Source organism: Limimaricola cinnabarinus LL-001, from assembly GCF_000466965.1.
In the GTDB taxonomy this organism is placed as follows: domain Bacteria; phylum Pseudomonadota; class Alphaproteobacteria; order Rhodobacterales; family Rhodobacteraceae; genus Limimaricola; species Limimaricola cinnabarinus.
The window spans coordinates 1-10,221 of sequence record NZ_BATB01000086.1 but is presented as its reverse complement, the minus strand read 5'-3'; the positions used below and the strand labels follow the sequence as shown (position 1 = coordinate 10,221).

At 69.8% G+C, this 10,221-nt stretch carries 9 protein-coding genes, 2 pseudogenes and 1 riboswitch; of the genes and pseudogenes, 6 read left to right on the top strand and 5 right to left on the bottom strand.

Going from position 1 to position 10,221, the window contains the following annotated elements; genetic code table 11:
* From MBELCI_RS17130 to MBELCI_RS17120, 3 genes are all read right to left on the bottom strand, one after another.
* Window positions 1-541, bottom strand: a 541-nt coding sequence (locus MBELCI_RS17130; RefSeq protein WP_045320421.1) for an FAD-dependent oxidoreductase, incomplete at its 3' end; no start/stop codon positions are given.
* Window positions 538-1,338, bottom strand: a complete 801-nt coding sequence (gene thiD, locus MBELCI_RS17125) for a bifunctional hydroxymethylpyrimidine kinase/phosphomethylpyrimidine kinase (RefSeq protein ID WP_021695508.1) — start codon at window positions 1,336-1,338, stop codon at window positions 538-540. The genes thiD and MBELCI_RS17130, both read right to left, overlap by 4 nt.
* A 60-nt stretch (window positions 1,339-1,398) precedes the next feature.
* Window positions 1,399-1,498: riboswitch (TPP riboswitch) on the bottom strand.
* Window positions 1,499-1,543: 45 nt separating this feature from the next.
* Window positions 1,544-2,980, bottom strand: coding sequence for a helix-turn-helix domain-containing protein (locus MBELCI_RS17120; RefSeq protein WP_021695507.1), 1,437 nt, complete (start codon window positions 2,978-2,980; stop codon window positions 1,544-1,546).
* Between the two features lie 69 nt (window positions 2,981-3,049).
* Between MBELCI_RS17120 and MBELCI_RS22815 the strand changes: the two are divergent.
* From MBELCI_RS22815 to MBELCI_RS17095, 5 genes and pseudogenes are all read left to right on the top strand, one after another.
* Window positions 3,050-3,346: pseudogene (locus tag MBELCI_RS22815) on the top strand (hypothetical protein); the annotation flags it as partial.
* Window positions 3,347-3,375: 29 nt separating this feature from the next.
* Window positions 3,376-3,585: a hypothetical protein gene (locus tag MBELCI_RS22050; RefSeq protein ID WP_021695505.1), complete on the top strand. Its 210-nt coding sequence runs from the start codon at window positions 3,376-3,378 to the stop codon at window positions 3,583-3,585.
* Window positions 3,579-4,661 (top strand): aldolase/citrate lyase/malate synthase family protein, encoded by a 1,083-nt coding sequence (locus tag MBELCI_RS17110; protein ID WP_021695504.1) that lies wholly within the window; start codon window positions 3,579-3,581, stop codon window positions 4,659-4,661. Before MBELCI_RS22050 ends, MBELCI_RS17110 begins: the two co-directional genes overlap by 7 nt.
* Window positions 4,662-4,723: 62 nt before the next feature.
* On the top strand, window positions 4,724-6,352 hold the full coding sequence (locus MBELCI_RS17105; protein WP_021695503.1) for an isocitrate lyase: 1,629 nt from the start codon (window positions 4,724-4,726) through the stop codon (window positions 6,350-6,352).
* A gap of 366 nt (window positions 6,353-6,718) precedes the next feature.
* Window positions 6,719-7,153 (top strand): hypothetical protein, encoded by a 435-nt coding sequence (locus MBELCI_RS17095; RefSeq protein ID WP_021695502.1) that lies wholly within the window; start codon window positions 6,719-6,721, stop codon window positions 7,151-7,153.
* 49 nt (window positions 7,154-7,202) lie between these two features.
* Here the strand turns inward: MBELCI_RS17095 and MBELCI_RS17090 are convergent.
* Window positions 7,203-8,371: pseudogene (locus MBELCI_RS17090) on the bottom strand (acetyl-CoA acetyltransferase).
* Window positions 8,372-8,472: 101 nt separating this feature from the next.
* Entirely contained in the window at window positions 8,473-8,904 is a 432-nt protein-coding gene (locus MBELCI_RS17085; protein ID WP_021695500.1) for an Lrp/AsnC family transcriptional regulator, read from the bottom strand.
* A gap of 126 nt (window positions 8,905-9,030) precedes the next feature.
* On the opposite strand from MBELCI_RS17085, the gene ocd reads away from it, so the two are divergent.
* Window positions 9,031-10,086: an ornithine cyclodeaminase gene (ocd, locus tag MBELCI_RS17080; RefSeq protein WP_021695499.1), complete on the top strand. Its 1,056-nt coding sequence runs from the start codon at window positions 9,031-9,033 to the stop codon at window positions 10,084-10,086.
* Window positions 10,087-10,221 lie beyond the last annotated feature (135 nt).

Genomic DNA, 10,221 nt, shown 5'->3' with positions numbered 1-10,221 from the left:
GGACAATGCGTCCGCGCGCCGCCAACCCACGGCAGTCGATCGCAGCACCCTGCGCGCGCGCCTCCCCCGTCTCGAAAACCACGCCGCGCGCAGCGAGCCTGTCGCGCAAGCCCGCCAGCGTCGCGCGCGGGTCGAGATGGGCCTCCGTCTCGACATGCAGGCCCCGATCGAACCGCCCCGCGAGATCGGGCTCCAGCGCCGCCACGCTTTCGGCATCGAGCGTCACGCCAGCCACGCGACGGCCGAAGCGTCCAAGCTCCGCCCGGTCGCGCCCGAGCGCCACCACCAGCGTGCCGCGCCGTGTGACCTGTGCACCCTGCCGCGCCCACCACTCCGCCGCCTCGCGCCCGAGCCGCACCACCGGCGCCTCGGCTGTCTCGCTCTCGCAATCGGGGGCGAGCATGCCGCCCGCCCACCACGAGCAGTGATGCGGCCCGGCCCCGGCCCTCCGGTCCACCACCGTCACCGCGCGCCCGCGCGACGACAGCTCCGCCGCCACGGCAAGGCCCATGACGCCGCCGCCGATCACCCGCTGTGTCATCGCCGCCCCTCGTGGAAATGATCGACCGGCCCGTGCCCCGACCCGATCCCAAGCGCGTCCGCCGCGCGGATCGCCCCCGACAGCCAGCGCTGCGCCCGATCGAGCGCCGCCTCGGGCGTGCGTCCCGTCGCCAGAAGCGCAGCCAGCGCCGCCGAGAGCGAGCAGCCGGTGCCATGGGTGTTGCGCGTGGCGATGCGCGGCCCCGTCACCTCGTGCACGCCCGCGCGGCCGACCAGCCGGTCGGTGCAGCACGGCCCGCCCGCATGGCCGCCCTTCATCAGCACCGCCCCCGGCCCGAAATCGAGCAGCGCGCGTCCCTGCGCCACGATCTCGGCGGGGCGCGAAGCGGGCGACACCCCCAGAAGCCGCGCCGCTTCTGGCAGGTTCGGCGTCAGGATCGCCGCGCGCGGGATCAGCCGCCGGGTCAGCGCCGAGATCGCCGCGTCGTCAAGCAGCGCATCGCCCGACTTGGCCACCATCACCGGGTCGAGCACGACCGGGCCTTCGTATCCCGCGAGCGCCGCGGCCACCGCCTCTACCGTCGCCGCGTCGCCCAGCATGCCGATCTTGATCGCGTCGGGGGGGATGTCGTCCAGCACGGCGGCGATCTGCGCCGTCACCATCTCGGGCGGCACCGGCATGACGCCGAAAACGCCGCGCGTGTTTTGCGCCGTGATCGCGGTGAGGGCCGATGTGCCGTAAACGCCGAAGGCGGCAAAGCTCTTGAGATCGGCCTGGATGCCTGCGCCGCCGCCGCTGTCGGAGCCTGCGATGGTCAGGGCCGTCTTGATGCGCATCGTCTCGCTCTCCCCCCGGACGGGGGCGCGGGACGGATTCGGGGCGCGCGCATGCATGGCCCCGGTCGCGTCTCCGTTCCCTCCGCCGGTATCAACCGGATCAGGTTCGATGGGTCGGCTTTCGCCTCTCAGCCCTAGCTGGGCACCCCAACGGATTCGAGCGGACGTTAGCGGCGCGCCCCGGGTGACGCAAGGGAGGCCGGGATCACCGCTCGCCTTCGAAGCGGTAGATCGCGAGGCCGCGCTCGCTCTCGTCAATCTCGAGCTTGCGGTTGACCGGCGCGTGGGCGCGGCTGGCGCAGTTGGGCCGCTCGCATAGATAGCAGTTGATGCCGATGCCGGTGGGGGTGATCCGGTCGAGGTCGAGCCCTTGGGCATGGGCGAGGCGCGGCGCATAGGCGACGTCGCAGCCCAGACCGATGGCCAGCCGCGTCGCGGGCTGGCCCAGCGTGCCGCCATGCCGGGTCACGGTGCGGGCGATCGAGAAATACCGCGCCCCGTCGGGCATCGAGATCACTTGGGTCTGCACCCGGTCCGGCGCCTCGAAAGCGGCATGGATGTTCCAAAGCGGGCAGGTGCCGCCAAAGGAGGAAAACGGAAACCGACCCGCGCTGAACCGCTTGGAGATGTTGCCCGCCTGATCGACCCGCACGAAGAAGAACGGGATGCCGCGCGCGCCCTCGCGCTGCAGCGTGGTGAGCCGGTGCGCCACCTGCTCGTAGCTGGTGCCGAAGCGGTGGCTCAGAAGCTCCACATCGTAGCGCGCGCTCTCGCAGGCGGCGAGGAAGCGCGCATAGGGCATCAGCAGCGCCGCAGCAAAGTAATTGGCCAGCGTCACCCGCGCCAGCGCCAGCGCCGACGGATCACTCAGACCCGCCGCCGCGACCTCGTCGGCGATTTCCTGCGGCAGTTCCAGCCGCGCCAGAAGCACCGCCATCTGGAACCGGCGGCTCGACTGGCCCAGAAGTTCGGACAGGCGCAGCTCGCCGCGATGCGCCACGTGCTGGCGCAACCGGCCCGCCATCACATCGGACGGCAGGATGCGCACCCGGATGCCATGGCCGCGCAGCCGCTCGGTCAGCGCGGTGTGCGGCTCGCTCCGGTGCAGCTTCATCTCCTCGGCCATGGCTTCGGCGGCGCGGTCGAGCGCGTCGACATGGTTGCGCCGCTCGAACAGCCAGGCGCGCACGGATTGCACCGCGCGGCTGCCCTCCTCCAGCACCTCGACCTTGTCGCGGTCCGCCAGCGGGTTGGCGTCGGTCTGGCGCGACAGCACGAGCTGGCGGTAGCGGTCGTGCAGCCGCACGAGGGCCGCGGCAACGCCGGGGGCGGCCGAGAGCGCCTGTTCGATCTCGACCCGCCCGACATTTGCTTCGAGCGCCGGGTCCTTGAGGGCCGCGGCCAGATCGGCGGCGAGCTGCGCGTCGGTCTCGGGGGCGAGCTCGCTCACGTTGATGTCAAACGCTTCGGCCAGCCGCATCAGGAGCTTCGCGGAGGCCGGGCGCTGATTGCCCTCCATCAGCGTTACATAGCTCGACGACACCCCCAGACGTCCGGCCATCTGCACCTGCGTCAGCCCGAGCGAGACGCGCAGCGCCTTGAGACGAGGACCGATCAGCAGCTTTTCACCACGCTCACTCATTTCAGACCTAACAATGTTTCAAACTTACCGCTGACATAACTTACAAGATTACCCACTAGCAACAAAATTATGCTGCAACTGCGCCATGACCACACTAACCTTACAGACAGAACAGGCACCCTTCTCTCTTTCGGTGCCACCAACAGGAAGGTCACGCAGATGTCTCTCGATCTCGTCCCCGCCCCCGCAGCCCCGAAGCCGGTCCTGCTGCGCGACGTGCCCGGCGCCTCCCGCGTCCTGACCGACGAGGCGCTTGCCCTCGCCGCCGAGCTTCAGACCCGCTTCGCGCCCAAGATGCAGGCGCTCTCGGTCGCCCGCGATCGCCGTCAGGAACGCGCCGATGAAGGCCGCATGCCCGATTACCTCGAAGACACGGCCAGCATCCGCAAGGGTATGTGGACCTGCACCCCGCGCCCGAGGGCCTGCGCGACCGCCGCATCGGTCTCGCCACCGCCGCCGAGGCCGGGGCGCTGGCCATGGCCCGCGCGGGCGGCGTCTCGACGCTGCTGGTCGATCTCGACGAGACGACCGCGCCCGGCTTCGCCAACCTCGTCGCCGGAATCGCGGCGCTGATCGAGCGCCCGACGACCACACGCCGATGCTGATCCGTCCGCGCCCGCTGGACCGCGACGAGCCGGCGCTGCTGATCGGCGGCCACCCGGTTTCGGCGGGTCTGTTCGATCTGGCGCTGATCGTCACCCATCTCGCGACGCCGCTCTCGGCGCGCGACATGGGGCCGTACCTGCAACTCGGCGGCATCGACGGCCACCGCGAGGCGCGGCTCTGGTCCGAGATCCTCGACATCGCCGAGGAGCGCGCGGGCCTCGCTCCCGGCACGATCCGCGCCGAGGTCTCGATCGAAAGCGTCAATGCGGGCTTCGAGATGGACGAGATCCTGTGGGAGCTGCGGGGCCGCGCGCTTGGCCTGACGCTGCGCCGCGCGCCGCTCACCGCCTCCTACCTGCGGCTGATGCGCGCCCATCCCGACGCGGTGCTGCCCGCGACGCTCGACCCCGAGGCCGCTTTCCTCGGGACCTGCGCCGCGCGCATGGTCAAGGTCGCGCATCGCCGCGGCACCCACGCCATCGCCGAAGGCCCCGACAGCGCCGAGGCGTCGCAGCTGCGCCGCCCGCTCGACGAGGGCTGCGACGGCATGTGGCTCGCGGCGCCCGAGCGGATCGAACCCGCCCGCGAGGCGACCGCCCGCGCCTTGCCCGGCGCGCACCAGATCGGCAAGCCGCGCCAGTACTTCCGGATCAGCCCGGAGATGCTCCTCAAGCCCCATACCGGCCCCGTCACCGAAGCCGGGCTGCGCGGCACCGTCCATGTCGCCATCGGCGCGCTCGCCGCGTGGATCGCCGGTCGCGGCCCGGTCCGCATCGACGACCAGCTTCACGGCCTGGCCTCCGCCGATCTCGCCCGCGCGCGGCTCGGTCAATGGCTGGCGCATGGCGCATCGGTCGAGATGGAGGCCGGCGAAAGCCGCCGCATGACCGCCGACTGGCTCGCCGAACTGATCCACGAGGAGATCGTGGCGCTGGTCGAGTGGCTCGGTCCGCACAGCTTCCACCGCGGCCGCTACGCCTCTGCCGCGCGCATCGTGCAGGAGGCCGCCTGCGCCACGCCGCAGCCCGACCACGTCGCCCGCCTCGCGGCGCCGCTGCTCGACACGCTCGACTGATTTCCGGCGCGGGGCCCCAAAGGCCCCCGCCCTTTCCCCTTCATCGACAAGGACCTGACGACATGACCGACATGACCCCCCAGAGCCGAAAGACCTATGCCGAGCGCCGCGCCAGCCTCGCCTCGCGCTTTCCCAAGGGCGAAGCGCCCGGCGGCATCGGCATCGACGACATCCTGCAGCTGCAGATGCAAAACACCTACAACACCCATCTCGACATCGCCCGCGACATGGCACGCGTGATGCGCGCTGACATGGCCGCCTATGACGCCGACCCCGAGCATTTCACCCAGTCCCTTGGCTGCTGGTCGGGCTTTCACGCCCAGCAGATGATCCGTTCGGTCAAGCGGCTGCGCGGCACCACCAAGGGGGCTTACGTCTACCTTTCCGGCTGGATGGTCGCGGGTCTGCGCAACCGCTGGGGCCACCTGCCCGACCAGTCGATGCACGAAAAGACCGCCGTCGCGGATCTCATCGAGGAAATCTACGTCTCGCTGCGACAGGCCGACGAGGTCGAGCTGAACGACCTGTTCCGCGCCCTCGACAAGGCCCGCGAGAGCGGCGACGCGAATGCCGAGCGCGCGGCCGTCACCGCGATCGACAGCTTTGAGAGCCACGTCGTGCCGATCATCGCCGACATCGACGCGGGCTTCGGCAACGAGCACGCGACCTACCTGCTCGCCAAGGAGCTGATCAAGGCCGGGGCCTGCTGCCTGCAGATCGAGAACCAGGTCTCCGACGCCAAGCAATGCGGCCATCAGGACGGCAAGGTCACCGTCCCGCGCGAGGATTTCATCGAAAAGCTGCGCGCCTGCCGCATGGCCTTCGAAGAGCTTGGCGTGACCGAGGGCGTCATCGTCGCGCGCACTGACAGCCTCGGCGCGGGCCTGACCCAGAAGCTCCCGGTGAGTCAGCAGAACGGCGACCACGCGGCCGAATACCTCAAATGGATCGAGACCGAGAGCATCAATGGCCAGCCCGACGAAGGCGAAATCGCCATGTGGCGCGACGGCGGTTGGGCCAAGCCCGCGCGCCTGCCCAACGGCCTCGTGCGCTTCAAGCCCGACACCGGCCGGGCGCGGGTCATCGAGGATTGCGTGGCCTCTCTCAACGATGGCGGCGCCGACCTGATCTGGATCGAGACCGACACCCCCAACGTGGCCGAGATCGCGGGCATGGTCGACGAGATCCGCCAGAAGGCCCCGCAGGCCAAGCTCGTCTACAACAACTCGCCCTCCTTCAACTGGACCCTGAACCTGCGCCGCCAGGTGCGCGAGGACTGGATCGGCGAGGGCCGGATCGCCGAGACCGACTACCCGGACGGCACCCAGCTGATGAAGGCCGATTTCGACGACACCGATCTCGGGCGCGAGGCCGACGCCCGGCTCAAGCGGTTCCAGTACGACATCTCGACCAAGGCGGGCGTGTTCCACAACCTGATCACGCTGCCGACCTTCCACCTCACCGCCAAATCGGTGGACGAACTGTCGCGCGGCTATTTCGGCGAGGACCGGATGCTGGCCTATGTCGCGACCGTGCAGCGCGAGGAGATCCGGCGCGGCATCTCGGCGGTCAAACACCAGCACGAGGTCGGCTCGGATCTCGGCGATACCTTCAAGGAGATGGTCGGCGGCGACCGCGCATTGAAGGCCGGTGGCCATGCGAACACGATGAACCAGTTCGCGGCCGAGTGAGAGACCCCGTCGGTCGGGCCTGACCGACGGGCCATCGGGCACCGGGCCGGGGCGCATAGCCCCGGCCCGGTGTCGCGTCGCGCCGGGGGGCCGGTGCCGCCCTCCGGCCCGCCGTCCCCGACGCAGCGGATGCCCCTGCGCTCTGCCCGCGAACCCCGCAGCGCGATTCGCCGCACCGCACCGCCAGACATTTCATCGGGTGATGCTGTAGCGTTCGGATCGCCTCGAAATCGCGCAAATCCGCCGGGCTTCGCGCGGCACTTGGGCCATTTCCCGCCGCATAGGACCGGGCCTCGCGCGATCGTGGATCGACGCGGCCGAACCTGCCAGGATGAGCCTGCGTCGATCTCGCACGGGAGGCTTGAGATGACCCGCACACCCCGACTGAAACCCGCAACCGCCGATCGACGGCCTTCGACACGGGCCGTGGCACCGCGATCCTTCCCGACATTACGGCACGAGCATCTCTGGGCGGCGCAGGTCCGCCTGCTCAATGAAACAGAGACGTTTCTGGCGGGCTGGTTCGAGCGCCGCCATCACATGGCGGAGGCGCTCGGAGAGTTTGCCGCCGAAACATCCGAGGCCGGGACCGACACGGCCCGGCTGTCGCAGGCCGTGACCCGCTGGCAGGAGGGCGCGCAGACGCGGCTTCGGGCCGACCTGCGCGACTGGTTGATCCTGTGCACCAACTGCACCGGTCATCTCGCGCGAGAGGCCCACGAGGCCGAGAGCGAAATGCTTGACACCACCGTCGAGCTGACCCGACGCGCGAGAACCGCGCAGCACGCGACCCCCGTCTGAGGTCGCGGCGCGGCAAGGAGGCCGGTCCGGCGGTGGGCCGGCCTCAGCCTCAGCCTACCCGTTCGAGCAGCGACACATAGCTCGTCACCGCGGCACCGCCCATGTTGAACACCCCCGCGAGCTTCGCGTCCGGCACCTGCATGCCGCCCGCCTCGCCCATCAACTGCATCGCCGCCATCACATGCATCGATACACCCGTCGCCCCGATCGGGTGCCCCTTGGATTTGAGCCCGCCCGACGGGTTCACCGGCAGGCGTCCGTCTTTCGAGGTCACGCCTTCCTCGATCACCCGGTGCCCCTGCCCCGGGGCGGCGAGGCCCATCGCCTCGTATTCCAGAAGCTCGGCGATGGTGAAGCAGTCATGCGTCTCGACCAGCGACAGGTCGTCGAGCGTCAGCCCGCCCTGCTGCAAGGCGCGGGCCCAGGCCCTTTTCGGCCCCTCGAAGGCCAGCACGTCGCGACGGCTAAGGGCGAGGATGTCGTTCACATGGGCGCGGGCGCGCACCGCGACGGCCCGGCGCATCGCCTTGCGGTCTCAGCATCGGCCAGCACCAGCGCCGCCGCCCCGTCCGAGACGAGAGAGCAGTCGGTCCGCCGCAATGGCGCCGCGACATAGGGGTTGCGGTCGGTGACGGCGTTGCAGGCCTCGAAGCCGATATCCTTGCGCATATGGGCATAGGGGTTCTCCACGCCGTTGGCATGGTTCTTGGCGGCGATCCGGGCCAGCGCCTCGGAGCGGTCGCCGTATTTCTGGAAATATCCCTGCGCGATGCGCCCGAAGATGCCCGCGAAACCGCCCGGCGTTTCGCCCTCCTCCTCGCGCCACGAACAGCCCAGAAGGATGTCGCCCACCTGCGCGCCCGGCGTCGCGGTCATCTTCTCGGCCCCGACCACGAGCGCGATGCGCCCGCGCCCGGCGGCGATGAAATCCATCGCCCCGTTGAGCGCGGCCGTCCCGGTGGCGCAGGCGTTCTCGTAGCGCGTCGCGGGCGCATGGCGCAGCCCGTCATGCCCCATCGCCACCAGCGATGCCTGAAAATCCTGGTTCGAGAAGCCGTTGTTGAACACGCCGACAAAGACGCCGTCGACCTCCTCGGCGCCGATCCCGGCATGTTCCAGCGCCGGGCCCGTCACCTCGGCCATCAACGACGCCGTATCCGGCGCCTCGCTCTTTCCGAACACGCTATGCGCCCAGCCTACGATCTGCGCTTCGGCCATGGCGACCCTCCTGCCCTGTTGCGCCGCCTCCCCGGCGCGCGCCCCATGCTCGGGCAGGCGCGCGCCCTTGGCAAGGCCTTCGCGCGGCCATCGGGGTCGGCCTAGCCCCCGGCGCGGGCGAGCAGGAGGCAGGTCTCGGAGTTGAGCACGCCCTGTATCTCCCGGATATCGCCCAGCACCCGGTCGAACTCGACCAGCGATCCGGCCTCGATCCGCGCCACGAGATCCCACGCGCCATTGGTCGAATACAGATCCGACACCTGCCGCATCCGCCGCAGCCGCGCCACGACGCCGCGCGCCTTGGGGCCCTGAAGTTCGATCATCATCACCGCGCGCACCATGTCGTCGGCCTCCGGTGCACCGAGCTCGATGGTGAAGCGGCGGATCGCCCCGGTGGCGCGCAGCCGTTCGATCCGCGCGCTGACGGTGGCGCGCGACAGGCCCAGCTCGGCGGCGATCGCCACCACGGGCATCCGCGCGTCCTGTTGCAGCAGCGCCAAAAGGCGCCGGTCGGTCTGATCAAAGCTGGTCATTGCGCAATCCGTCGGTTCATTGCGCAAACTGTAGGAAGAACCGCGCGTCATGCGCAATCCGCCCCCTCCCCGCCGCGCGCGTCATGCCCCAGTATCAAGGAAAATCATGACCGACAGGAGTGACCGATGACCGACGCCCCCGCCCCGTCCAAGCTCGCCATGGTGCCGTTCGTTTCGGTGGCCCAGATGATGGAGATGGTGAACAGCATCGGGCCGCGCCGGATGATGGCCGAGCTGGCCGACTACATCGAGGAGGATTTCCGCCGCTGGGAGCTGTTCGACAAGACGCCGCGCGTGGCCAGCCATTCGCCCGAGGGGGTGATCGAGCTGATGCCGACCTCGGATGGCGAGACCTACGGCTTCAAATACGTCAACGGCCACCCCTCGAACCTGCGCCGCGGCTTTCAGACCGTCACCGCCTTCGGCGTGCTGGCCCGCGTCGACAACGGCTATCCGATCCTGTTGTCCGAGATGACGGTGCTGACCGCGCTCAGGACCGCCGCCACATCGGCCGTGGCCGCGCGTCACCTCGCGCCCAAGGGGGCGAAGACGCTGGCCATGATCGGCGCCGGCGCGCAATGCGAGTTTCAGGCGCTGGCGTTCCAGGAGATGCTCGGCATCGAGAAGGTCCGGATCTACGACATCGACCCGTCGGCCACGAAAAAGGCCGTGGCGAACCTCGCCGATAGCGGCCTCGACGTCACCGCCTGCGACAGCGGCGAGGAGGCGGTCGCGGGGGCCGAGATCATCACGACCTGCACCGCCGACAAGCAGTACGCCACGATCCTGACCGACAACATGGTCGGGCGCGGCGTCCACATCAACGCCATCGGCGGCGACTGCCCCGGCAAGACCGAGCTGCACCGCGACATCCTGCTGCGCTCGGACATCTTCGTCGAATACCCCGAGCAGACCCGGATCGAGGGCGAGATCCAGCAGCTCGACCCGGACCACCCGGTGACCGAGCTGTGGCAGGTCATCACCGGCAAGGCCGAGGGACGGCGTGCGCCCGACCAGATCACGCTCTTCGACAGCGTCGGATTCGCGACCGAGGATTTCTCGGCGCTGCGCTATGTGCGCGACCAGCTCGACCGGACGGGGCATTATACCCTGCTCGACCTGCTCGCCGATCCCGACGACACGCGCGACCTCTTCGGCATGGTGCGCCGCGCCAAGGGCTGAGGCGTCAGAACGGGTCGAGGATCGCCACGCCGGTCGGTTCGAAATCCGACACGTTGCCCGTGACCACCGTCGCCCCGTGCGCCAGCGCGGTGGCGGCGATCATCAGGTCGGCGCCGCCATGGCCGATCTCGGCCG

Excerpts from the sequence above, each read along its gene's own strand:
- thiD (WP_021695508.1), bottom strand. The coding sequence starts at position 1,338 with ATGCGCATCAAGACGGCCCTGACCATCGCAGGCTCCGACAGCGGCGGC.
- MBELCI_RS17120 (WP_021695507.1), bottom strand. The coding sequence starts at position 2,980 with ATGAGTGAGCGTGGTGAAAAGCTGCTGATCGGTCCTCGTCTCAAGGCG.
- MBELCI_RS17110 (WP_021695504.1), top strand. The coding sequence starts at position 3,579 with ATGCTGATCCGTCCGCGCCCGCTGGACCGCGACGAGCCGGCGCTGCTG.
- MBELCI_RS17105 (WP_021695503.1), top strand. The coding sequence starts at position 4,724 with ATGACCGACATGACCCCCCAGAGCCGAAAGACCTATGCCGAGCGCCGC.
- MBELCI_RS17095 (WP_021695502.1), top strand. The coding sequence starts at position 6,719 with ATGACCCGCACACCCCGACTGAAACCCGCAACCGCCGATCGACGGCCT.
- MBELCI_RS17085 (WP_021695500.1), bottom strand. The coding sequence starts at position 8,904 with ATGACCAGCTTTGATCAGACCGACCGGCGCCTTTTGGCGCTGCTGCAA.
- ocd (WP_021695499.1), top strand. The coding sequence starts at position 9,031 with ATGACCGACGCCCCCGCCCCGTCCAAGCTCGCCATGGTGCCGTTCGTT.